The 25,132-nt window shown below is 33.7% G+C and carries 23 protein-coding genes; 4 read left to right on the top strand and 19 right to left on the bottom strand.

Annotated elements, in window-relative coordinates; translation table 11 throughout:
* Positions 1-221 precede the first annotated feature (221 nt).
* From MHI00_RS03875 to nox, 3 genes are all read right to left on the bottom strand, one after another.
* Positions 222-3,161: a DEAD/DEAH box helicase gene (locus tag MHI00_RS03875; RefSeq protein WP_341111236.1), complete on the bottom strand. Its 2,940-nt coding sequence runs from the start codon at positions 3,159-3,161 to the stop codon at positions 222-224.
* 11 nt (positions 3,162-3,172) lie between these two features.
* On the bottom strand, positions 3,173-3,565 hold the full coding sequence (locus tag MHI00_RS03870) for a (deoxy)nucleoside triphosphate pyrophosphohydrolase (protein ID WP_015077265.1): 393 nt from the start codon (positions 3,563-3,565) through the stop codon (positions 3,173-3,175).
* Between the two features lie 273 nt (positions 3,566-3,838).
* A complete protein-coding gene (gene nox / locus MHI00_RS03865; RefSeq protein WP_341111233.1) occupies positions 3,839-5,170 on the bottom strand; it encodes a H2O-forming NADH oxidase in 1,332 nt (443 codons plus the stop codon).
* Positions 5,171-5,498: 328 nt separating this feature from the next.
* On the opposite strand from nox, the gene MHI00_RS03860 reads away from it, so the two are divergent.
* Positions 5,499-5,879 (top strand): DUF1761 domain-containing protein, encoded by a 381-nt coding sequence (locus MHI00_RS03860; RefSeq protein ID WP_056999331.1) that lies wholly within the window; start codon positions 5,499-5,501, stop codon positions 5,877-5,879.
* A gap of 20 nt (positions 5,880-5,899) precedes the next feature.
* Here MHI00_RS03860 and MHI00_RS03855 read toward each other — a convergent pair whose 3' ends face one another.
* On the bottom strand, positions 5,900-6,793 hold the full coding sequence (locus tag MHI00_RS03855; protein ID WP_015077269.1) for an Rgg/GadR/MutR family transcriptional regulator: 894 nt from the start codon (positions 6,791-6,793) through the stop codon (positions 5,900-5,902).
* Positions 6,794-7,016: 223 nt separating this feature from the next.
* Between MHI00_RS03855 and MHI00_RS03850 the strand changes: the two genes are divergently transcribed.
* A complete protein-coding gene (locus MHI00_RS03850) occupies positions 7,017-7,742 on the top strand; it encodes a CPBP family intramembrane glutamic endopeptidase (protein ID WP_341111228.1) in 726 nt (241 codons plus the stop codon).
* Positions 7,743-7,811: 69 nt separating this feature from the next.
* Here MHI00_RS03850 and MHI00_RS03845 read toward each other — a convergent pair whose 3' ends face one another.
* The 3 genes from MHI00_RS03845 to MHI00_RS03835 form a co-directional block, all read right to left on the bottom strand.
* A complete protein-coding gene (locus MHI00_RS03845; protein ID WP_341111226.1) occupies positions 7,812-8,738 on the bottom strand; it encodes an osmoprotectant ABC transporter substrate-binding protein in 927 nt (308 codons plus the stop codon).
* A 199-nt stretch (positions 8,739-8,937) separates the two neighbouring features.
* Positions 8,938-9,402, bottom strand: coding sequence for a GNAT family N-acetyltransferase (locus tag MHI00_RS03840; protein WP_341111224.1), 465 nt, complete (start codon positions 9,400-9,402; stop codon positions 8,938-8,940).
* Between the two features lie 252 nt (positions 9,403-9,654).
* Positions 9,655-10,536: a helix-turn-helix transcriptional regulator gene (locus tag MHI00_RS03835; RefSeq protein WP_015077273.1), complete on the bottom strand. Its 882-nt coding sequence runs from the start codon at positions 10,534-10,536 to the stop codon at positions 9,655-9,657.
* 348 nt (positions 10,537-10,884) lie between these two features.
* Between MHI00_RS03835 and MHI00_RS03830 the strand changes: the two genes are divergently transcribed.
* Positions 10,885-11,286: a hypothetical protein gene (locus tag MHI00_RS03830; RefSeq protein WP_015077274.1), complete on the top strand. Its 402-nt coding sequence runs from the start codon at positions 10,885-10,887 to the stop codon at positions 11,284-11,286.
* Between the two features lie 111 nt (positions 11,287-11,397).
* Here MHI00_RS03830 and MHI00_RS03825 read toward each other — a convergent pair whose 3' ends face one another.
* Together MHI00_RS03825 and MHI00_RS03820 are read right to left on the bottom strand one after the other, a co-directional pair.
* Positions 11,398-12,234: a YwqG family protein gene (locus tag MHI00_RS03825; protein WP_341111218.1), complete on the bottom strand. Its 837-nt coding sequence runs from the start codon at positions 12,232-12,234 to the stop codon at positions 11,398-11,400.
* Positions 12,235-12,686: 452 nt separating this feature from the next.
* Positions 12,687-13,169, bottom strand: coding sequence for a hypothetical protein (locus tag MHI00_RS03820; RefSeq protein WP_341111215.1), 483 nt, complete (start codon positions 13,167-13,169; stop codon positions 12,687-12,689).
* A gap of 435 nt (positions 13,170-13,604) precedes the next feature.
* On the opposite strand from MHI00_RS03820, the gene MHI00_RS03815 reads away from it, so the two are divergent.
* Positions 13,605-14,222: an MBL fold metallo-hydrolase gene (locus tag MHI00_RS03815; RefSeq protein WP_010051454.1), complete on the top strand. Its 618-nt coding sequence runs from the start codon at positions 13,605-13,607 to the stop codon at positions 14,220-14,222.
* A gap of 127 nt (positions 14,223-14,349) precedes the next feature.
* Here the strand turns inward: MHI00_RS03815 and MHI00_RS03810 are convergent, their stop codons facing one another.
* The 10 genes from MHI00_RS03810 to deoC form a co-directional block, all read right to left on the bottom strand.
* Positions 14,350-15,243 (bottom strand): helix-turn-helix domain-containing protein, encoded by an 894-nt coding sequence (locus MHI00_RS03810; protein ID WP_015077278.1) that lies wholly within the window; start codon positions 15,241-15,243, stop codon positions 14,350-14,352.
* Between the two features lie 475 nt (positions 15,244-15,718).
* Positions 15,719-16,537 carry a purine-nucleoside phosphorylase gene (locus MHI00_RS03805; RefSeq protein WP_015077279.1) on the bottom strand — a complete coding sequence of 273 codons (819 nt, stop codon included), beginning with the start codon at positions 16,535-16,537 and terminating at the stop codon, positions 15,719-15,721.
* A gap of 24 nt (positions 16,538-16,561) precedes the next feature.
* Positions 16,562-17,725 (bottom strand): phosphopentomutase, encoded by a 1,164-nt coding sequence (gene deoB, locus MHI00_RS03800; protein WP_010051448.1) that lies wholly within the window; start codon positions 17,723-17,725, stop codon positions 16,562-16,564.
* Between the two features lie 18 nt (positions 17,726-17,743).
* Entirely contained in the window at positions 17,744-18,706 is a 963-nt protein-coding gene (locus tag MHI00_RS03795) for an ABC transporter permease (protein WP_010051446.1), read from the bottom strand.
* Position 18,707: 1 nt separating this feature from the next.
* Entirely contained in the window at positions 18,708-19,802 is a 1,095-nt protein-coding gene (locus MHI00_RS03790; protein ID WP_201731775.1) for an ABC transporter permease, read from the bottom strand.
* Positions 19,792-21,375 (bottom strand): ABC transporter ATP-binding protein, encoded by a 1,584-nt coding sequence (locus MHI00_RS03785; RefSeq protein WP_010051443.1) that lies wholly within the window; start codon positions 21,373-21,375, stop codon positions 19,792-19,794. The genes MHI00_RS03790 and MHI00_RS03785 overlap by 11 nt, the downstream gene beginning before the upstream one ends.
* 15 nt (positions 21,376-21,390) lie before the next feature.
* Positions 21,391-22,455 (bottom strand): BMP family lipoprotein, encoded by a 1,065-nt coding sequence (locus MHI00_RS03780; protein ID WP_015077281.1) that lies wholly within the window; start codon positions 22,453-22,455, stop codon positions 21,391-21,393.
* A 270-nt stretch (positions 22,456-22,725) separates the two neighbouring features.
* On the bottom strand, positions 22,726-23,118 hold the full coding sequence (locus MHI00_RS03775) for a cytidine deaminase (RefSeq protein ID WP_010051438.1): 393 nt from the start codon (positions 23,116-23,118) through the stop codon (positions 22,726-22,728).
* Between the two features lie 18 nt (positions 23,119-23,136).
* Positions 23,137-24,420, bottom strand: a complete 1,284-nt coding sequence (locus tag MHI00_RS03770) for an NCS2 family permease (RefSeq protein WP_015077282.1) — start codon at positions 24,418-24,420, stop codon at positions 23,137-23,139.
* Positions 24,421-24,447: 27 nt separating this feature from the next.
* Entirely contained in the window at positions 24,448-25,098 is a 651-nt protein-coding gene (gene deoC / locus MHI00_RS03765; protein ID WP_317914292.1) for a deoxyribose-phosphate aldolase, read from the bottom strand.
* Positions 25,099-25,132 lie beyond the last annotated feature (34 nt).

Genomic DNA, 25,132 nt, shown 5'->3' with positions numbered 1-25,132 from the left:
ATAAGTGCCTCGCTGATTTTGCGAGGTACTTTTTTGGTTTGGGATTAGGCTGACTAAAATAAAAATAGAAATTAACTAAGAATAAACTAACTATAATTTTGTTATTGAACAAACTACTGTCATTTCATATGGAAATGATTTAGGTATCATAGAAGACATTTTGAGGACGTAAAAAAGAAAGCCTCTCAAACTAAATACTTTGAAAGGCTTTCTCTTAATTCTTATTCTGTCTTTAAATAACTATATATTTTGGCATCTAACGTATTTTCCATAACCATATCCATATGGACTACGCTTAATAATTCGCCTTCTTTTCCCTTCATTTGACCTTCTTCAACCGAGTCATTATTAACTTTAGCTTCACCTAAATAATAGAAGTCAGTTCCTTCATCATTATCTTTTTTCACAAAAATATGAATTTTAACTCTATTTTTTTCTGCATTAATAATTTTTTTAACATCTTTTGACTCTAATGTTCTTCTACTTTTAGTAAACCACCTTAATACATCCGGATTTAAAAATTCATCCCCATAATTAATGCTTGATTCAACCTCATCTGATTTATGATAGGTAATAAAAATAGGGCAAGTATCATGTTTAACGAGATAGCCATACATTGTTGACTGTTCATCTTTCTCCCAATTTAATAATCTACATACATCTTTTCGAGTATATTTTTTATACAATGTCAGAGGACTATTAGCTACATAATCTTCATTTTTCTTAAAACCTACCGATAATATATCTTTGAAAAGATTTCTAAAATAGTTATTATTTTCAAGTGATTTTTCCACTTGATCTGTAAATACTAATGTATTTCCATCAGTTAACCTAATTAGCGGTTGGCTGCCATACTTAGATTTTGTTCCATCTTTAAAAAATGAAAGATTCAAAATATTAACTGCTGACTGAATTGTTGCTTCATCAGAGATATACTCTTTATTATCTAGTAATTCTTTATATTCGAGCATAGAAATTTTCTTATTTTGCTCCAACTTATTTAATAATATGAGTTCATGCACTCTTTTTCCATTTAATATTTCTATTGAAAGCATTGTTAAAACTTGATTCTCATATTCTGTAAGAGTTGACGGATTTTCTTTTAATTTACTTAGAAATAAATGATAATTAGTATGACTGCTATTTATTAATACTAATGGATCAACGGAAAAATTCTTTATATAATCAATTAAATATGGAACTCTACCAATTCTTTTTTTTAAAGCTTCATAAGAATCCTTCAATTTTTTTAAATTAGTTAAATTACTATCACTAATAGAATCAAATATGCGTTTTTTAGCAACTGTTTCAAAGTTGATTGTTGAAATTCCTTTAATGTAGTTCATATCAAGCATATCACGTCTAATATTATCTTTATTAAATGAATTATCACCAGATAAAGCAATTGGAATTAAGTAGTTAGTTTTATAATTTCCAATAAAATCTATAATTGTTACAAATTCTTTACTTTCATCTTTACGTAATCCCCGACCAAGCTGTTGAATAAATATAATACTAGATTTAGTTTGTCGCAACATTATAACTTGATTAACGCTTGGTATGTCAATGCCTTCGTTAAAAATATCTACAGTAATAATATAGTCTAATTGACCACTCTCTAATTCTGTAATTTTTTCTTCCCTATGTTCTGGCAAGTCAGCCCCAATTAATGATGTTGTCCTAAAACCACGCTCATTCAACAAACTAGAAAGCTCTACAGCTTCACTTGTCCTACTACAAAAAATTAGTCCGCGAACTTTATCTCCGGAGAAACCATAATAAGCTATTTTTTCAATAATGTGATTTACATGTTCTTCCGGTGCAATTTTAGACAATACACTAGTATCATCATCCTTTTTCCCTTCGTAAACATAATCTGTTACTCCAAAATAATGAAAAGGGCACAGCATATCCTCTTCTAATGCTTCTTGTAATCTAATCTCATAAGCAATATTATAGTTAAACAGATCATAAATATTAAAATTATCTGTTCTTTCTGGCGTTGCGGTCATACCCAATAAAAAATTTGGTGTAAAATAGTCTAAAACTTTCAAATAAGAGTTAGCACCAGATTTATGCACTTCATCAATCAATATATAATCAAATGTTTCCGCAGAAAATTCTTTTAATGTAGAATCTTTTGAAATAGTATGAATTGTTGCAAATAAATACTTTGCACTGGTATTTTTAGAGTTCCCAGACAATATCCCGAAATCTTCTTCCGATCCACCAATAATTTTCTGAAAGTCTGACTTGGCTTTTCTTAAAATTTGCTCTCTATGAACTATAAAAAGCATGCGCTTTGGCTTAAAATCACGAACATCAAAAGCCGACAAATAAGTTTTTCCAGTACCAGTTGCTGAAATAACTAAGGCTTTATTTTCACCATTATTCCGAACCTCTTCTATTGATTTTAAAGCTTTTTTTTGCATTTTATTTGGTTTTATAAAGTATTCTTTATCTGAAATCGAATATTCACTACACTCTTCTTCTTCCAATTCAGCTAATTCTTTATAAGTTATTTTCTTTGGTTGATAATTTAATTGGTCAACTTTTTTAGTATTTACAATTGGTGTATACATTAATTCATACTTGCTTATCCACTCTTCTGTTAGCTCAATAGACTCTTCCCATAATGTACTTATTTGTTGATTCAAACTTTTTACAATCTCTCCATTTTCATGAGAAGTTAACTTTATATTCCATTCGTAATTTACTTTTAGTGCATTCATGGTCAAATTTGAACTTCCTATGATAACTGAAGAGTACTCTCCATTATCAAAAAGATAACCTTTTGCGTGGAATCCTGGAGAATCTGTCAGCCGTACTTCGACATTATCAAGTTTCATCAGTTCTTTAAATACTTTAGGATTATTGAAACTTAAATAATAAGAGGTTAAAATGCGTCCTGATATACCTTTACTTTTAAGATTTAATAAATGGGCCTTTAAAGATGCTAATCCACTTTCTGTAATAAAAGCCACAGAAAATATAAATGTGTTACAGTTTTCTAATTCATCTAACAATGTTGCTAAAACCGTTTCATTTTTTTCTCTATTATTTATAAGTAATTCAGGTTTGTATGTTTCTAACATAGTAGCACTACTATCTATAAAACCTTTGTGGAGTGATTCTTTTAACTGTCCAATAAAATTATCCATTATTTTTCTCCTTAAAAGTCCTTCATAATTTTATTTACTGCTGGAATATCAGCAGGTGCCCATTCTAACTTTTCTAACTCATTAGGCTTTAGCCACTCGATAGCAATATGTTCAGTTAAAGTTGGTCGTCCTTTTAACAACTTACAATAAAATGTAGTTAAGTGGACAACTCCAAAATCATACTCATAAACAGTTTCTTCTATCAAGTCACCAATTTCAACTGTACAAAGCATTTCCTCTTCAATTTCTCGCCTTAATGCCCCTTGTGGAGTTTCACCTTCTTCAATTTTCCCGCCTGGAAACTCCCACATATTACCAAGTGATTTAGTCATTCCTCTTTGAGCACAAAGTATTTTTCCATTTTCTAGTATAACTGCACCAACTACATAAATATCTTTCTTCATAAATCCTCCAAGTACTGTATTTTCTTCTTCCTATTATACCCTAAATTGGTGTTTAATAATAAGGAAAAATAAATAGCTTAATTCAACCGTTGTTAAATTAAGCCAATAAGATTCAGATTCTATTCATAAAAAGTAATCCTTTTATAAAGGTGGATTACATGCTATTTCTTATTCATAATTCTTAAACGTAGTCTATTAAATTCTTTTCCTATATATTTTTATATTCAGTTCAATGGCAGTTATTTTTTGATTTTATTTCTTTATCAATTTCAGTTATTTCGCTCCCAAAGCTGCCATCGTAATATAGTTATACGGTTGGTTGAAGTGCGGTAAAAAGAATATATCGGTGAGTTTCAATTTATCAATCGTCACTTTTTCTTCAATTGCTAAGGAAAAGAAATGAATCCCCATGGAAATATCGTGATACGAAGCCAATTGAGCACCTAAAATACGTCTTGTGTTTTTGTCATAAACAATCCGAACCTTAACGGAATGATTTTCCTCCATAAAAACAGGTTTCTGTAAGTCTTCAAATTCCGTATATAAAACGTCAAACCGCGCTTTTTTTGCTTCGCTTAAATTTAAACCAGTCGCAACCATATTATAACCAAAAATCGAAATCCCTGTTGTTCCTTGAGTACCTGTTGACTCCAAATCGATACCTGAAATATTTGAACCGGCGATCATTCCACTTCGAACCGCATTTGTTGCTCGTGGAATATAAGTATCTTTTTCTAGTGCATTGCTATAAATGGTCGCGCAATCCCCAATTGCATATACGCTTGGTAGATTGGTTTCCTGTTTCAAATTGACTTTAAATGCACCCTGTTCAGATAGTCGAATTTTATTCTTTCCTAATCCAGTATTTGGTTGAAATCCTATCGCAATTAAAACTAAATCGGCTTGATAAACAGCTTTATTCGTGACAACTTGTTCAACAAACTCTTTCCCTTGAAATGCTAAAACCTCTTCCGAATAATGTAAATGAATGTCATTATCCATTAAGCAAGCGTCCATATCTTCACTAAACCAGGGATCAAAATAATTACTCATGCAAGTCGCTTTTTTCTCAATTAAATCAACGCTTTTCCCTCTGCGCTTAACAGCTTCTGCCATCTCAATTCCAGTTGCTCCAGCCCCAATAACCACAATATTTTGAATGGCTTCGTCTTCTAAAAGTTGATCTACAACTTGGCAATCTTGAAATATTTTTACAGTGTGAATATTTTTCAAGTCTCTACCTTCAAGATTTAATTCAATCGGGTTCGCCCCAGTTGCTAAAATTAATTCATCGTATTCAGTTTTAATTTCAACCTTTTCTTGATTTTCAGCGTAAACGACTTTCTCTATAAAATCTATTTTATTTATTTCAGTATTTATGTGAATTTTTGAACTTTTAGTTTCATACGCATCCTTTGAGGTATAGAATAGATTATTAACGGATTTTACTTGTTTTCCAACAAATAATGACGTTCCACAACCTAAATAACTTAAATTTGAGTTTTTATCAAAAACGACTAACTCCGCTTCTATGCCCGAATTCACAATAACATTGATTGCTGCCAGGCCAGCGTGGTTAGACCCTATGATAACTATTTTTTTCATTTATTATTTCCCTCCTAATTTTACCTTTCTTTTATTATATACTAATTACCTCAAAAACTAAATCTAATTTATTCAAATAATTACCAAATAAAATGACCAAACAAGACTTTTAATCATTGAAAAAACAGCATTAACAAGAATAACCAAAATAATACAAATATATACAATTTGATTATATATACAATTAAATAAAATGAAATGATAGTTGTACATTTTATTTTCTTTTCAAATTTAGCTGTTTAAGTGAGCTTTTTTCATAAAAATAACATATACTATCAACACGGGTCGCTAATTTTTTGACTCATAAAAAATAAAGGAGAAAAATGTAATGAATTTACTACTAACACTTGGTGCCGGTATTCTTGCCTTTTTTATTGGAGCACTTTGGTACACTGTCTTTTTTGGAAAAAGCTGGATAGTTGAATCTGGTATGACCGAGGAAAAAATTAAGGAGCAAGGCGGAGCTGGAATTTCAATGGTTTCTACTTTAGTTATGGAAATTCTAGTTGCTTTCTTAGTAACCTATTTAATTAGACAAACAAATCTGCCAATTATGACCAGTGGACTTTTAATTACGGGTATCGCTATTTTATCTTCTTTAAAGAATTATGTTTTTGAAAAGAAATCGATTAAACTTATTTTGATTAATGAAAGTTATAAGGCTGTTTGCATCTTAATCATGTCTGCTAGCGTCTTCTTTTTTAATTAAAAATAGAATAAAAGCACTCACTAACATTCGTGAGCTGCTTTTATTTTTTCGCTAAAATCCGTTGCGATTACTTCAAATAATTTGGCTTGATGATTTTGATCCAGCGCTAAGAGAATTCCAATAGCTTCTTGAGTCATAGCTTGGCCTTTTTCCTTATTTAATTGTCCGATAAAAATTAATCCTTGATAAAATTTAGCTACTATCTTAAAGAAAATTTCAGTAAGTTGTGTACTAAGGGAATGAAGTTCGTTTACTAAATGTTCAGCTAATAAAAGTTCATTGTCTTGGATTAGTTCATAAATGACGTTTGTTAAGAATCCGCATAAAATCTGTTTTCCACGATCATAGTTCCGGTATTTCTCAAATGATGGAGTTAACGCTTTAAAATAGGCGGCTTTTTGTTGATAGTCAATAAAATCTAGGGTATTAGCAAAGAGCTGAATTTCATGCAGTGTCCATGATTCTAAATTTGATAAATACTGCTGAATTATCAACTGATCTTCAGCTAAAATCGCACTTTTTTTATAATGTCTCTCTTGGTTGAATTCATTTAATTGCCTAATACGAGAGCGAATTTCTGCGGATCGTATCTCACTTAACGAATCTTTTCGATGTTCGTATTCTTTAAGTAAAGAGTATAGACCAGTTAGATTATTGGAGTTGCCATACTCTGCATATCGTGCACTAAACCATTCCTTTTCGGACAAAGAGTACCCTCGATAAATAAATAAAAATTCATCTAATGGGACGATTAATTGGTCTAAAATCTGTTCAATCCGTTTTAAAGAAATTTCATGCTTCCCTTTTTCAAATTCAATTGCATATGATTTAGATAAAATTCCAGTATAAAGTGCTTTCTGACTAATCCCTTTATCTAAACGAATCTTACGAATTGTTTCCCCATATGATGACATCCCTTCACTTCCTATCTATGATGATAAACTGTTTTCCGAGACCAATCTAGCTTTAATATTGGTCTTAAATATCAGACTTTCTGAACTATTTTTATCTTTTTATACTATACTAACAAATGAAAAAAGACAATAATTTAGTTATTTAATTCGTATTTCTACCTTATTTCTTTATTTTATTGTATACTTTTTTTAAATAGATTTTTTTATTGGAAGGATGTTAATTATGACAACGAAAAAAAACTTTCTGGAACGAGGAAATGATGATTTCCCCTTTTACCAAGATGCTTCATCTCCGCTAAATTTTAAAGGTATGTTGATTATTATTCTGTCATCATTAATTGGTTTTATGCTTTTCACAACAGCTAATATCCCTTTTATTGCACCATTTTTAAATGTTATTTTTCCGCTAGGTGCATTCATTTTTGTTACTAAAAATCAATGGACGAAAATTTTCCGAAAACTAGTTCCAAATGATGGTTTAGTTATCATTGGAACACTAGTTGCAAACATCGTCATTACTTTTATGATTGGCCTACTTGTGACAACTATAACGGGAACTGGTGATGCTAATCCAGCATCTACACAATTTGATGGGAATTTCTCTCATGCTGTACCTTTTTTCTTGAAAACAATCCCGATGCTCTTCGGTGAAGAATTACTGACAATCCTGCCATTTTTAATTATCTTAAAGTTAGGTGTTCAACAATTTAATCTTAGTCGAAAATCTAGTCTACTTTTAGCTTGGTTATTAACCTCTCTAATATTTGCATCTTTACATTTTCCAACTTATAATTGGAACATTCTTCAAACTGTATTGACTATTGGAACAGCTCGCTTAATTTTAACTTTCTCTTATATCAAAACAAAAAATATTTGGGTTTCGTTTATTGTTCATCTTTTAAATGATTGGGTTCTATTTGGGTTAGCTTTTCTAGCCAGCACTCGTTAATGATTATCGTTTAATTCTAAAAAAGCAAGCCCCACAATTAACTAATAGTTGTGGGGCTTGCTTTTTTTATTACTCTTCAAAATAATTTTGCTCTTCTAAATATTTTTTTGCTACAATGCTTGGTTCTAACAAATTGTTATCGACTTGATAATTTAATTTCTGCATCGTTTCAGTAGTAATTTTGCCATCTAATCTTTCTAATACGGGTGTTAATTTTGGATATTTTTCTAGTATTTCTTTGGTTGCAACTAAGCTCGCATCATAGGGCGGGAAAAATTGGCGATTATCTTCTAAGATTTGCAGATTGTAACTTCCAATCCGACCATCTGTTGAATAACCTAGAACTACATCCATTTTCCCAGCAGCTAAGGCATCATATACAAGTCCAATCTGCATTGGATAAACTCGTTTGAAATCAAATCCATAGGCTTTAACAAAGTCTGGATACCCATCGCCTTCTCTTTTGGCCCAAGTTGTATCGACACCAGCTTCAAGTTTATTGGCAACAGCAGCTAAATCACTAATGGTTTTCAACTTGTATTTTTCAGCAGTTTCCTTGGTCACCATGAAAGCAAACGTATTTGCAAAACCGTAAGAGGGAAAATACACATGATTGTAGCGCTTTGCGAACTCTTTTTTGACGATATCATAAGCTTTTTTAGGATCTTTTTCAGCAGGGAGTTGCAGTAATGTTGTCAGATCTGTACCACTATAGCGAGCAGCAGCTATATCTGCATCGCCTCCTAATAAAGCTTGGTGATTAATGTTTGCGGAAGCAAGGTTATTAATAATCTCAACAGGTTGATTTAAATCATGTTCGATCATTCCACCAACTAGACTGGCTAAAATTTGCGATTCTGAAGTTACTCCACCTGTGACGCGAATCACTTCCTCACTGCTTTTTCCGTTGCCAAGCCCTGGTAATGTACAGGAACTTGTAAGTAACAAAACAAAAAATAGTGACAAAATTAATTTCAATTTTTTATTTACCTTCACTTGTTTATCTACTCCTTTCTTTACGACTTTTTCTATTTTTTCTAACAAAAAATAATCCTTTATCAACTTTTTTCAGCAAGATAAACGATTATAAAATTGCTATTTAATTGTTGCCTCAATCTATTTATTTCTACGACATGAGGATTGCCCTACTTAGTGTACATCATCTGCCACGATTAATCTAGCAAACAGCTAAATACTAACGGCTAAACTCTTTTTTCATGCAGACACACACTTCATCATTGACAAATTCGCCATAATTAGGAATTAAACAGTACCCTTGTTTTTCATAAAATTTAATCGTACCTAGCATATCTGCGCCTGTCTCTAAAACAGCTTCATGATATCCTTCAGCCGCAATTGATTCTTCCAATTTTTGTAATAACTTAGCCGCTATGCCTAAACCACGATATTCTTCTTTGACATACATCCGTTTAATTTCACCAGTTAAAGAATCTTCTGTTAATAATTTCCAACAGCCGCATCCAACTGGTTTTCCATCAACATATGCCACAATCGCTTGCTTCATTTTAGCTAAATTATGATGCTCTTGATAGTTTGCTGCAATGTCTCCCCATTGTTGATCAAAAAAAGCATTTAATTCAGTCACTAATTCTTCAAAATCAGGATTTGTTACTTCCACAATCTTTAATTCTATTTTCATAAAATCCCCCTCTTACACACAATGCCTTTCAGTTAACGAACTAAAACTGGCCCTGTTGCTCTACATTTAGTCTAACACATTTTTGCTTTTTCAGTAAAATAAAATGTATTGTAGACAAAATTAACGCAACAAGAATTTAGTCTACAGAAACTATTCTTGTTGCGCTCTGGCGAATACAATGACTTTTTTGTTCACCTTATGGATATGAGCTTGCCTGAGTTAGATTAACCCTAACTATAGAAATTTTTTAAGTTAAAAGAATTGAGTTGCCTGAATCCCATAATTCTTTGCATCTTGTTCAATTGTTTCAAGTAAGAGAGCATTAGAATTAATTAAACTGAATGAATAAGCAAGTGTATAAAGTTTTCTGACTTCTTCTGAGACTTTATTTTCTAGTAGATACAAATTAACGCCTTTTTCATATAAAATGAATTCCAGTAAATAATAGTTTGAATAGGTTCTAGATAGTTGAATTCCTTTTTCTAAAAACTCAATAGCTGTTGAGTAACGTTGATAATTTTTATAAAATTTAGCCGTATTAAAATATAAAGAAATCAGCTCCACTAAAATCGTATCTACTGGAACTTTAAGTTTGGAAATATCCAGTATCGATTTATCAAAGTAAATACGAGCTTTTTCATATTCTTTTTTGATTTCATAGACCCTTCCAATTCCATTTGTTAGTAATAAATCGATCACCGTTAACTCCTTCGACTGCAATGTCAAACCTAAATTAAAATAAAAAAGAGCCTCATCATCGTTGGCTAAACCAAAAAGATACGTAAGGCCTAAAAAGTAATAATATTTCTTTTTGTTACTATTACTTTTTAATTCGTGAATCTTTATTGATTTAGTTAAACGCTCATGGGCTTCAATAAATTTATATTGTTTACATAGCAGAGAAACTTCTAAAAAAATAGTGTGATTTATTTCAGAATCATCATCAGAAGTAATTTCTGCTTGCGAAATTTCTAATCGTTTACAAATATCAACAAAAATACTCATTGTTGGTACCTTATTATGATTTTCCATCTGACTAATTGTTGCTTGTGTACATATACCTTCAGCTAGTTCTTTTTGTGACAATCCTTTGGCTATCCTTGCATTTTTCAGCTTAGCACCTAAAATTATCATTTTGCAACCACTCCTTGATCTCTTATTCAACTAAATTTTTCAAATGTTAAACACTGTTATCTGTTACGCTTAACTAATTTTCATTAAAAAAATAAAAACAATTTAATCATTGAGAAAATAATCGTCCTAATCGCCAGTAGTTAAAATTAATCTATCATCAGTACTAATATCACAAGGGTCAAGCTACTGAGTAAAACGTCTCAGTTCTATTATTATATACTCTTTAATAGTAAAAATACATCTATTTCGGGGTAATAGTTGTTTCCTATTCTCCATATTAGTGATATAATGGATTTGCATTACAAATAAAATATATCATATTACGAAAATTGTATAGGAGTGAGTAATTTGCAACTATCCGCTAAAAAAATTGCAAATCTATTGTATGACAATTGTTCAACATTTTTGATTAATACCATTGACTCTGCCGGATTCCCTTACACTGAAATTATCGATAAGCCAATCTATCGAGATGAAACTATGAATTTCTATCTCTTCACAAAAGCAAACTCCCTAACCCTAGAGAATTTATCCACTAGCTCTAATTCAAATTTTAGTTTTTTTAGTACAAATCTTTATAAAAAAGTTGTCCTGAAAGGTCATTTAAAGACAATTCCTGATAATTTAATTTCTTTGGCATCTGGTGAAACGATCTGTATTCCTAACGAACATCAAGTCCTCTATTTTTCTGGAGTTGAAGGGATTCTATATTCTGACTATCAAACACATTTATTTTATAACTTAGATTAATTTCAACTAGCATAAAATAAAGCTTCATTATGCCAGTAATACATTGCTTTACTTTAACTTATTAAAACAAAAAAAGAACTTGAAAATTTTCAAGTTCTTTTTGTTTAGCGCTTAATAGCAATCCCAATTGTACCAAGTTTTTGAAAAATCTTGATTTACTAAATCAATAGGATGGATAAAGAAATTGCCAATCCCCGAGTCTCCCCAAATTACTTGAACATCATTCCCGTAATCTGTACTACTTAATTGAAATAAGAGCTGATCATCTTTAAATTCTGGCATTCTAATTCGGGGATCCGTTTGTGTAAAACTCGGATAACCTCCAATTGAGTTAGGAGAACTGATATCGATATCAAAAAGTTCCTCCATTTTCGATTCCGCTTCATCTGGGTCTGGGTAAGCTTTTTCAAAAAAGTTATAAAACTCTGATTTATAAGTCGATTCAAACTCAACAGAGTCACCTGTTACATATTGGTTTTCCAGTGTGCCTATTAGTTGATATTCCTCATTGACAACTGGGTAACGTTCTATTTCCGAAAAACGTCTAAATAAATCTTCCAACTCACCTTTAGAATAAGCGAGTTCTTCATCACATTCAGGAAAATAAAGCACCTTATACCCCACTCGATTTAGCGGGTTTTCAAAATCACATCCAAGCAAGTCATCAAACTCATCTATATAAAAAGCGAGTAATCCTTTGGTTGGATAATCCTTTAATGGTGGCAATTCAGAAAAATTTAATTGAGCTAACAAACGTAGCGGCTGACCATCACTATTCACAGGATAGATTTCATCCTTTGGAAAATAGCCAAACCCACCAACTTTTGAAATTAGTAATCCCAGCTCACCATTATTTTCTAAACTTAATGCGATAGCCTCTTTTCGACTATTTTCTAACGCTTGATGCTGAGAATTCGGAAAAATAGTTAACAATTCAGAATGAAACATCTAACTCCCTCCTTATATAAAAAGCTCGTTGAGTCGGGTAGCTCCGGCAAGAAAATAGGAAAAATTGATAGGACGTTTTTTGTCCTCTCGAATTTTTATCTTTTTCTCGAGGAGTTGACTCATAAGAGCTAGCCTTATTAAAAAGCTCGTTGAGTCGGGTAGCTCATTAAAAAGTTTGTTGAGCCGGTTTAGCTCTGGCAGAAAAATAGGAAATTTCAAGAAAAGTGGTTCTTTACTTTTATAGAAATTTATCTTTTTTCCGAAGAGTTGGCTCATAAGAACTAGCCTCGGTAAGAAAATAGGAAAAATTGATAGGACGTTTTTTGTCCTCTCGAATTTTTATCTTTTTCTCGAGGAGTTGACTCCATAAGAGCTAGCCTTATAAAAAGCTCGATTCACACCTACATATTAGGGCAAGTATAGCATACATAACTTATTTTTCCTCTTTTACACTACTTAAAAATTTCACTTCTCTTAAGTTTTTCAACTGCTTCTTGAGAATACATTTTTGCACATTTTACACATTTATAATAGTTTCCTTTTTGACCTAAATTATATTTCCCATCATTATAAAGTCGGGTCAATTTACCATCACAATTTTTGCAAAATTGAATTTCTTCTAGTTTAAATAAATATCCCAGGTTTTCTTTGGACCACGTTCCACAACTATAGAATATGTCTCTTTCTTGCAACGTAAAAGTATCCCCAGTTAAAATAAAGTCTTGATTCATACTATGTAGTGCTCTTAGCTGTCTCAAAACCTGACTTAGCAACTCTTTAAATAGAGAGGCATAATGTTCACTAAAATTGACTGCCTTTCTTTTTACAATTAAAGGTTTTACCTGAATACCTTTAATTATTCCAATCAAGTTTGCTAGTTTTTGCTTAATTTTAAAATAGACCAACTCAGTTTTTTTATTTTCCATTCTATCCATCAGCTTCCCCCTTTTCCAACACTGATTTTTAGCTCCTTAACAAGAGAAAACATTCTCTCTTATAATTAATGTTATACTTTATTGGGTAAAAATACAAAATATTTCAGATATTTTTTTTATCAAAAACGAGAATAAAAAAATTTAATCTACAAAAACGAGTTATAAATTAGAACATTGTAAATTATTTGTTTATTTAATTTACAGCATATCCCTATTTTATCAGCATTTATCCTTCATTAAATTCATTTTTTTATTGACTTAAATAAGGGCTAATTTAGTTTAACTACTTGAGATATTTGTTCACATTTAGTTCGAATTTAAAAAAAGAGATCTCTTAATGAATTACTTTTATTTCACTTTCTTCTTTTCCATTCACAATTTATTGAAAATCGGGTATACTTTAGCTATCTTAAATAAAGAAGGTGCTACTATTTTATGCTAGAAATTAAACGTATTTTAACTGGAGCCATTCAAGAAAACTGTTACCTTATCTATAATGAAAAAGAGTGCTTAATTGTTGATCCTGGAGCAGATGCTGATAAAATTATTGCTGCCATCCAAGACTTAGATATCAAACCTATCGCTATTCTGTTGACTCATTGTCATTATGATCATATTGGTGCTTTAGAAGAAGTTCGAAATTATTTTACGATTCCAGTCTATGTTGACCCTCTTGAGCAATCTTGGTTGACCGACCCTGAGCTAAACTTATCAAGTGCACTAGGACAACCTCCTGTTAGTGCACAACCAGCTGAATTTGAATTTTCATACCAAAACTATACTTTGGGTGATTTCAATTTCAAGGTGGTGCCAACACCTGGTCATTCTGTTGGAAGCGTCAGCTTTATCTTTGATGATTTTGTCGTTTCTGGTGATGCTTTATTTAAAGGTAGCATTGGTCGGACAGATTTACCTAATGGGAATTTTGAACAACTCATTGCCAGTATCACTACACAGCTTTTCACATTACCTGATTCCTTAGCTGTGTATGCTGGTCACGGAGAGGTCACTACGATTGGAAATGAAAAAGCCACGAATCCTTTCTTTAATTAAAAAAATCCTGTCAGAATTGTCTCCAATTCCGACAGGGTTTTTCTTTATTTTTTCAACTAAATTACTTAAGAAAAAGAAGCTAAGACATTTATTGTCTTTAGCTTCTTTTGTAAGTTACCCGTTTAATTTAAACCCAATAATTGTAGCCTTCGATTTTAAATTCTGCCATATCTTTTTTTATGGTACCGTATAACTCTGTATTCTTACTTATTTTAGCTAGTGCTGCTGCATAAAAATAATTTTCAGTTGCTTTTTCTTGTTGGCCTAACTTAGATAAATTCAAGCTTTTTTCATAAAATAGATGATCTAAATAAAATACAGCTTTTTCTTCTTCGAGTAAACGAATGCCTAAATCACTTAAATCAATCGCTTGCTGATAGTCTTCAATGCTTGAATAAAATTTGGCTATATTAAAATAAATTTTAACAATCTCAAAACGATTTTGACTAGATTTTACAGTAAATAAAACTTCATCTAGTAATACAAGCGTTTTCTCAAAATAAGTTTGAGCTTTTTCTTTATCTGATATCAGATCATAAGCGATTCCAATTCCATTTGTTGCCATGACATCAAAAAAATCTAAATTTCGACCTGAATCTGAAGATAAGGCTAAATTAAGGTTGTAATGAGCATCAGAAAAACGCTGGTACCCTAGTAAACTTGTGATTCCTACGTAATAATAGTATTGCTTTAATTCATAGACGCTCTCTAATTTGCTGAAATCAATTTGCTCCTTAAGGATTTTATAGGCTTCTTTATAGTCTTCTGTTTCACAATATTTTTGAACTTGTTTAAAGATATCACTATAACTTGTACTATTTGCAGAGACAAATTCATAAATGTCACTAAAATCTATATTTAAGCGATCTCCGACTGCTAATAAAATTGAGAGCGAAGGCAAACTTGTTTCATTTTCTAAATTGCTAATAGTGGCTTGCGTACAAATATCTTCTGCTAGTTCAATTTGCGTAAGCCCTTTTTTAAGTCTTTGCTCTTTAACTCTTTTACCTAAATGCGACATATTATGTCTCCCCCTTATTTCTATTCACCTTAAAAACCGAAATAATTAAATAGATTCGTTTGAAATCCACTTCTAGCTACGCGTTAATTTCTCGCAAAAAGGCAGTATCAGTTGATACTGCCTTTTTGCAAGAAATTAAACTATTCTAGCTTTTATTTAAGCGTATTAGTTTTTTAACAGTTATATTGTTGTTATTTTTAATACCTATAATTAAATTATGATTAAAGTTTATCTGTAACGAACTAAAGAGTCAAGCTTTGATTCCCTTGAATTTACTAATTTTATAAATTAATGTCACATTTTTTTCATATTTACATTAATTTATTGTGTGTGTATCCGAAAGAAAATGATATTATTTTAATCATTTCCCTACATTTTTATTACTTTTAATAAAAATGCGACAAAAACAGTTAAATTAAGTATCTAACTTACTTAATTTAACTGTTTCTTATTTGGTAGCAATTTACTCTTATTTTTAAATAGAGGCTAAAATATTTTTAACTAATGTTTTAAATGATTCTTTTACTCGTTCAGTTGTTTCTACAACCTCAGCGTGATTTAAGCTCGCTTGCATGCCAGCTGCTAGGTTTGTAATACAAGAGACTCCAATGACTCTTAAACCACTGTGACGCGCTACGATTACCTCTGGGACTGTTGACATCCCAACCGCATCAGCTCCAATGACACGAGCCATTTTAATTTCAGCTGGTGTTTCGTAAGTTGGACCAGTAAAGCCCATATAAACGCCCTCTTTTAAATCTAAATTCATCTCTTTAGCTACGTTACGAACGATTTCTTGATACTCTTTATCGTAGGCTTGACTCATATCTGTGAAACGCACACCCATCTCATTGTCATTCGGTCCAATTAATGGATTCACGCCTGTAAAGTTAATTTGATCAGTAATCAACATCAATTCACCTGGAGTAAAATCAAGATTTAAGCCACCAGCAGCATTGGTTACAATGACTGAGTGGATGCCTAAAGCTTTCATGACTCTAACTGGAAATGTCACCATTTCAAGAGAGTAGCCTTCGTAATAGTGGAAGCGTCCTTGCATCGCCAACACTTTTTTACCACCTAATGTTCCATAAACAAGTTGACCAGCATGTCCCTCAACTGTTGATGTTGGGAAATTAGGGATTGTTTCATAAGGAATTTGAATCGCATTTTCAACTTCATCGCCTAATTCACCTAGACCTGAGCCTAAAATCAAGCCAATTTCAATTTCGCCAACACCTTTTTCTCTGATAAAACTTGCTGCTTGTTTAATTTTTTCTTGCAATTTTTCCATTTTTTATGAACTCCTCCAATTAATTTACTTTAATTCAGCTAAAAAGCTTGTGCCATTTTCAGTTGCAGGAACAGCAAAGTTTTCAGCAATTGTCGCTGAAATATCTGCGTAATACCCTTGTTTTAGGTTACCATGGTTTTTCATACTTGGTGAATAAGCCAATAATGGAACATATTCTCTCGTATGGTCTGTACCTGGGAAACTTGGATCATTTCCGTGATCTGCAGTAATGAGCAACAAATCATCCTCTTTTAGGTTTGCTAAAATTTCTGGTAAACGTGCATCAAATTCTTCAATTGCTTGCGCATATCCTGGAACATCACGACGATGACCAAATAGTGCATCAAAATCAACTAGATTTAAAAAGCTAATTCCAGTGAATTCTTGCTTCATGACAGTTAGTAGTTGATCAACTCCATCCATATTACTTTTCGTACGGATTGAGTCAGTTACGCCTGCTCCATTAAAAATATCATTGATTTTCCCAATTGCAATCACATCTTTGCCATTTTCTTTTAAGGAATCTAAGACAGTTTTTCCAAATGGACTGAGTGCATAGTCATGACGATTACTTGTGCGTTTAAAGTTCCCTGGTGTACCTAAATAGGGACGAGCAATAATACGCCCAATCATATAAGGATCGTCTAAAGTAATATCACGGACATACTGACAAATTTTATATAGCTCTTCTAACGGAATAATTTCTTCGTGAGCCGCAATTTGTAACACAGGATCTGCTGAAGTATAAACAATTAACGCGCCTGTTTCCATTTGCTCTGGACCAAAGTCATCAATGACAGCCGTACCGCTGTAAGGTTGATTACAAATCACTTTACGACCTGAGAAGGCCTCAATTTTTTCTAATAATTCAGCTGGAAAACCGTTTGGAAAAACACGGAATGGCGTTTTAATATCCAATCCCATAATTTCCCAATGGCCAGTCATCGTATCTTTACCAACCGAAACTTCTTCTAATTTTGTAGCATAGCCACTTGTTGCTTGATCTGAAACACCTTTTAAAGGGCGAATCGTGCCTAAACCTAATTTTTCTAAATTAGGAATAGTTAAGCCGGCTATTTCAGCAATATGTCCCAGTGTATCACTGCCAACATCTCCAAAAGCTGCCGCATCTGGTGCTTCACCGATTCCAACTGAATCCATTACAATTAAATGTACACGTTTAAACATATTTTTTCATCCTTCCTCTTATTTTGATTTGATATACGTTTCACCATTGGCTGCAGGGCCTTGTGATTTTCCAATAAAGGCAACTAACACAATAATCGTTAAGATATAAGGTGAAATCTGTAACGCAACTGGTGGAACGTCTTTAATAATTGGAATATAACTACCAATTACACTTAAACTTTGGGCAAATCCGAAGAAAATGGCTGCGCCCATTGCGCCTAGTGGATTCCATTTACCGAAAATCATTGCTGCTAAGGCGATAAATCCTTGTCCAGCAATCGTTGAGACTGAAAAGTTTAATGAAATCGATTGAGCTGCAACAGCACCACCAATCCCACCTAAAAATCCTGAAATCATAACACCAGCATAACGCATCAAGTAAACATTAATTCCTAATGTATCTGCTGCTTGTGGATGCTCTCCTACAGAACGTAAGCGTAAACCAAAGCGTGATTTAAATAATATATACCAAGCTAAAACAGCAATTAAAATAGCCACAAAAGCTGCTGCTGAGGTACCTTTGAAGAAGATATCTCCTAAGATTGGAATATGCTCTAGTAAAGGAATATTGCTTTTACCAAAATTGAATTTGATGAAATCTGTTTGACCGCGTCCTTCATATAATACGCGCGTTAAAAAGATTGCCAAAGCTGGCGCTAGCATATTAATTACTGTACCACTAACAATATGATTCGCTCGAAGATTAACGGTTGCAACAGCATGAATTAGGGAGAATATCAGCCCAATTCCGCCACCAACAAGTAATCCTACCCAAGGTGTCCAATTCCCAAACACATCACCCATCGATAAGTTGAAGACAATTGAACTAAAGGCACCCATTACCATGATTCCTTCTAGCCCTACGTTAACAATACCACTTCGCTCTGAAAATGTCCCACCCAATGCTGTAAAAATTAACGGAGCTGCATAAATTAACGCTGAAGAGACAACAATTGATAAAGTTGAGATAAAGTTTTCCACGTTAATTCACCTCTTTCTTAGCTGTAACAGCCTGCGTAATTTTTATTTTAGGTTGATTAAATTTATTCATAAAATAACGAATCAAGTAGTTTGCTCCAACGAAGAAAATAATCGCTGCAATCACAATATCCACTACTTCTGTTGGCACATCTGATCCCATTGGCATGCTGATTCCACCAATTTTCAAAGCACCAAATAATAACGCTGAAACGAGAATTCCAAATGGATTTCCTGCTCCTAATAAGGATACGGCCATACCATCAAAACCGATACTTGGCATACTACTCATAACAAAGATATTTTGGAAATTTCCAATTCCTTCCATACTTCCACCTAAACCGGCTAATGCTCCAGAAATAACCATCGCCATCACGATATTTTTCTTGGCACTCATACCTGCGTATTCTGCAGCAAAAGAATTTAAGCCAACTGCTCGTAATTCATACCCAGCAGTTGTTTTATTCATAAAGATCCACATGACAATACACATAATAATCGCAATAAATAATCCGTAATGAAGCGTGGAATTATCTGTTATATTCGCCAAAAATCCTGAACGTAACGTTGCATTATCTGAAATACGTGGCGTTGCATCATCTGCATTCGTTAAGACATTGCGCACCATATGGTTACTAATATACAAAGCTGTATAATTCAGCATAATTGTCACAATAACTTCACTAGTTCCAAAATAAGCTCTTAGATAGCCAGCAATTCCTGCCCAGATAGCACCTGCTACTGCTCCGCCAATTAAACAAAGAGGAATTAAAAGCATACGTGGCAAGTCTGGGAACATAATAGCTAAAGTAACTGAGCCTAACCAACCAAAGAGCGCTTGACCAGCAACCCCAATATTGAAGAAACCTGCTGTATTGGCTACCGCAAAACCTAACGCTGTTAAAATCAAAGGTGTTGCTTGACGTAAGGTTTCACCAATGTAAAAAGAAGAACCTACCGAACCTTCAATCAATGATTTATAACCTAAAATCGGATCATAGCCGAAAATTAACATAATAATGGCACCTAAGATTAATCCTAGTAGAACGGATAAGACAGGTACACTAATATTTCTAAGGGTTTCATTCTTATGATTCAATGAGTTCAGCCTCCTTTTTTTCCTCTTCTTCCGCTTGTAGCGCTGCTCGTGCTTTTTCTAATGATGAACCTGCCATCAAGAGACCTAATTCTTGCTCGGTTGTTTGTTTAGGATCAACAATTGCCGCAATTTTCCCATCGTACATAACTGCAATTCGATCTGAACAGTTTAAGATTTCATCTAATTCAAAACTCATTAACAATACGGCTTTTTTATGATCTCGTTGTTCAATTAAACGTTTATGAATGTATTCAATCGCCCCTACATCTAGCCCACGCGTTGGTTGAGCTGCAATCAATAATGATGGATTTCGATCTAATTCACGGGCAATAATCGCCTTTTGTTGATTCCCACCAGATAAAGCACTAGCTGGAACTAGCTCATTTGGTGTACGAACATCAAACTCTTCAATTAGCTTACGCGCATATTCTTTAATCGCTGGGTAATCAAGAAAACCATGATTGCTTAAAGGTTTTTGATAGTACGTTTGTAAGGCAATATTTTCTGCTAAACTCATTTTTAAGACAAGCCCATATTTATGACGATCTTCTGGGATATGTCCTAATCCAGTTTCGGTAATTTTTCTAGGAGGCAGATTGCCAATCGCTTTACCTTCTAGTTCGATTGATCCACTTTCAATTTTACGTAAGCCTGTGATGGCTTGAATCAATTCACTTTGTCCATTGCCATCGATCCCAGCAATTCCTAAAATTTCCCCTGCTCTGACTTCTAGACTTAAATTCTTAACAGCCTCTAAACCACGGCTTTCTTTTACAACTAAGTTTTCAACTTTTAAGACCACATTTTCTGGATGCGATGGACCTTTCTTCGTTTTAAAAGAGACAGAGCGCCCAACCATTAAATCGGCTAATTCTTGTTGTGAAGTTGATTTAACATCCACAGTTTCAATACTTTTACCACGACGAATTACGGTACAACGATCTGCAACAGCTTTAATTTCGTCTAATTTATGAGTAATTAAGATAATTGATTTTCCTTCTTTAACTAGTTCGCGCATAATTAAAATCAGCTCATCAATTTCTTGCGGAGTTAGAACGGCTGTTGGCTCATCAAATATTAAAATATCAGCTCCACGGTACAAGGTTTTTAAAATCTCAACCCGCTGTTCCATTCCGACAGAAATATCTTCGACAACTTTTGATGGATTTACTTTTAGTCCATAGCGTTCAGAAAGATCTTTAATTGTTTTTATGGCAACTTTTTTATCAATAAAACCAGCTTTACTAGGTTCATTTCCTAAAATAATATTTTCAGTCACCGTAAACTTTTTAACAAGCATAAAATGCTGATGAACCATTCCAATTCCTAATTTATTGGCCACAGTTGGTCCATTAATGACAACCGGTTTGCCGTGGATTTTAATTTCACCAGAAGTTGGTTCTAGCAATCCTGATAAAATATTCATCAACGTTGACTTTCCTGCACCATTTTCACCTAAAAGAGCATGAATCTCACCTTTTTTAACTTTTAAGTTAATGTTATCATTTGCTTTAAATGTTCCAAATGCTTTTGTGATGTTTAACATCTCAATGACATAATTTTCATCAACCATACTATGCTCACACTCCTATTTTAATTGACTTGGTTTTTCAACAACAACGATTTCTTCTTTAATGATTTTGTCTTTGTAATCTTTAATAGCTGTTTTCACTTCAGGAGTTAGGTTTCCATCGGTTAAATCAATTGCGCCATCTTTTAAACCATAAGCTAACGTTTCTCCACCAGGAAATTTCCCTTCAATCGATAAATTCGCTATATCTTGCACTGCGGCTCCAACACCTTTTAGAGTCGATGTTAAGGTTAAATTGCCACCTGAATATTCGCCTTCTTCTGTTTGGTCACGATCGACACCAATTACCCAAACTTTACGTTTATCTTCTTCTTTCATGATGTCTTTTGCTTCTGAGAAAACACCGTTACCAGAATCGCCACCAGCGACGTAAATAATATCTGCCTCATTATTATACATAGCTGCAGCTTGTGATTTGGCTTTAGCTGGATCGCCAAATGAACCGACATATTGAACATCGACTTTAATTTCTGGATCAACTTCGGCAACCCCTTGACGGAAACCAGCTTCAAATCGACCAATAACTTCCCCTTCTTGACCACCGATAAAACCGACATGTTTTGTTTCAGTTGTCATAGCGGCAGCAACACCGGCTAGAAAAGCAGCTTCGTGATCTTTAAATACAACAGAAACAACGTTGTCTTGTCCTTCGATAACTGTATCAATAATTCCAAATTGTGTGTCTGGGTTTTGTTTAGCTACATCTTCTAAAGCTGGTTGGAGCTTATACCCAATGCCAAAAATAGTTTTAAATTTATTGTTAACAGCTGTATTTAAGTTGGTCACGTAATCAGAATCTGAATTCGATTGTAAATAATTATAGCCATCTTTGCCTTTTTTAACCTTGTGTTCTTTGCCCCAAGCTTGCAATCCTTCCCAAGCCGATTGGTTAAAAGATTTATCGTCAATTCCACCAACATCCGTTACTAAAGCAACAGTATTCCCTTTAATATCACCTGCTCCATCTGCGGAACTAGCCTTGTCTTTCCCACCACAAGCAGCTAAAGTTAACGTTAGACCTAAACCCACTGTTAAAGTTGCTAATAATTTACGTTTTCTCATCAGATATTCCTCCATACTTTCGTTTTGTTTGCTTACGCTTACATTTTTTTCTAAAGGTTACTTGCTTCTCACTATAAGCAAGTCCTTTCAATAGAATTGATTCAATTTCCCTCCAGTATAAACGGAGCAGAACAGCCTTTTTCGCACTTTATTTAATCTGGCTCAATAGGCTTGCTCCTCGTATACTTCAAAGAATTCCCTCAATCGAAAGTTCACGATTGATTCAATTCTCTTCCAGTATAAACGGAGCAGAGCAGCCTTTTTCGCACTTTATAAATCTTTATTTGTAAAGGCATAGGGTAATAGTTCAGCGACTGTAGTGATTTTGATGTCCCCTTTTAAATTACAAAGAGTGACTGGCATTTCTGGGGAGCAAAATTCAGCAATGACTTGGCGACAGGCTCCACATGGGGCAATAGGTCCGTCTGTGTCTCCTGTGATAACTAAATGTTTAAATGTTCTTTCTCCTGTTGAGACTGCCTTGAAAATCGCTGTTCTCTCAGCGCAATTGGATAATCCATAGGAAGCATTTTCAATATTACAACCTGTATACATTTGATCGTCTGTCGTCACTAAACATGCTCCAACTTTAAATTTGGAATATGGTACGTAGGCTGTGTCACGAGCTAGTATTGCTTGCTGAATCCATTTTTCATTTTCCATTTCACACAACGTCCTTTCTTATCCCATCACAGTATTCATAATTAGATAGGCTAAAAATAAACCTGAAATTAGATACATCGCGGGGTGCACTGCTTGACGTTTGCCAGCAACTATTTTAACAAGTGGATAAAATACGAAACCGACGGCTAATCCATCTGCAATGCTTGATGTTAAGGGGATAATGACAAAAATCAAGAAAGCTGGAAACCATTCAGTAAAGTCTTCAAATTGAATATGTTGTAAGTTTTTCATCATTAAAGCGCCCGTAATCAAAATGACAGGGGCTATGGCTGCTTGTGGAACATAGGATAGCAAGGGAATAAAGAACAAGCTGACAGCAAATAATGCTCCTGCAACTACAGCTGTTAAGCCAGTTTTCCCGCCTTCTTCAATACCTGATGCACTTTCAGCTGCCGCAATAGTTGGGCTTGTTCCAAAAAATCCTGAGATAAAAGTCGTCACTGCACTAGCCTTAAAGGCTTTCTTGAAGTCTTTTTCTTTAGCATCTGGTAATAATCCTTGCAATAGACCCATGGATTCAAAAACTAAAATCATGGTTAAGGAAAATACTGCCATTAAAAATTTTGCTGAAAAGAGACTTGAAAAATCACCTTGAGCAAAAATACTTGGATAGTCAGCTAAATGACTTAAAGCAAAGCTGGCTTCACTAGCATCTCTAATTTGAAGAATATTTCCAAGAATGGTCGTTACAAGAATTCCAATGAAGAGTCCTCCTTGAACATTCCGAATGAGTAAAATGACCGTTAGAACTAAACCAAATATGGCTAACAATGCATGAGGGCTGGCTAAATCACCTAAAACGATAAACGTATCTTTGCCTGCTTCAATTAAATGTCCTTTCTCTAAGCCAATCACAACTAAAAATAAACCAATCCCGCAAGTAATCCCATGTTTTAATGTTTCAGGTACCGCTCGACTTAACAGTTCGCTTAGTTTTGAAAAAGCAACAAGGCAATACACACCACTTGAAATGATGACGACAGCAACCGCTGCCTGCCAACTCAAACCTAATGTTCCAACTAATGTATAGGTGAAAAAAGCATTCACTCCCATACCTGGTGTTAAGACAATTGGAGCATTAGCGAAAAATCCCATTAGTAAACAGCCGATGATTGAAACAAATATGGTTGCAAAAACACTTAATTCAGGCGGTATACCGGCATCTTTTAAAATGATTGAGTTGACAATAATAATGTAAGATATTGCAAAGAAGGAGGTTAGCCCCGCGATAATTTCGGTTTTAACAGAAGTCCCCTTCTCATTTAATTTAAACACGTCCATGAAACACTCCTTTGCTAGCTTAAATTTTTAGATTGTTTCAGCTAAAATGGCAACACTTGCGCTAGTCCCAATTCTGGATGCGCCACTTTCAATTAAAAGGCGAACTTCTTTAGCAGTTTTGATACCGCCAGAAGCTTTAACACCCATTGTTTCACCGACAACCTTGCGCATTAATCGAACGTCGCTTGGCGTCGCTCCTGTTGCAGCGAAGCCAGTTGAAGTTTTAACAAAGTTGGCGCCAGCTTCTTTTGCTAACTGGCAAGCGACTATCTTTTCTTCCTCGGTTAGTAAAGCTGCTTCAATAATAACTTTAACTAACGCACGATTCTTAGCGACTAAAATAACTGCTTTAAGATCCTCTAGTACAGCTTCATGCTCACCGGTTTTTAGAGCACCAATATTTAAAACAACATCTAATTCATCTGCACCATTTTGGAGTGCATTTTGAGCTTCAAAAACCTTTGTTTCCGTTGTATTGGCACCTAATGGAAAACCAATTACGGTACAAATAGATACTGGATCTTCTTTCAAAGATTGGCTGGCTAATTCCACCCAAACTGGTTGAACACAAACTGAATAAAAACGTGCTTTTTTAGCTTCAGCAATCAGTTGTAAAATATCTGCTTTTGTCGCCTCTGGTTTTAAGCAAGTGTGATCGATACGACGATTTAACTCCATACTAGATGAAACCTCCATTTCTAACAGAAATTAG

The organism is Carnobacterium sp. FSL E2-0243, assembly GCF_038003605.1.
GTDB lineage: Bacteria > Bacillota > Bacilli > Lactobacillales > Carnobacteriaceae > Carnobacterium > Carnobacterium maltaromaticum.
Note: the sequence above shows the minus strand (reverse complement) of the source record. Positions and strands in the feature narration are given on the sequence as shown.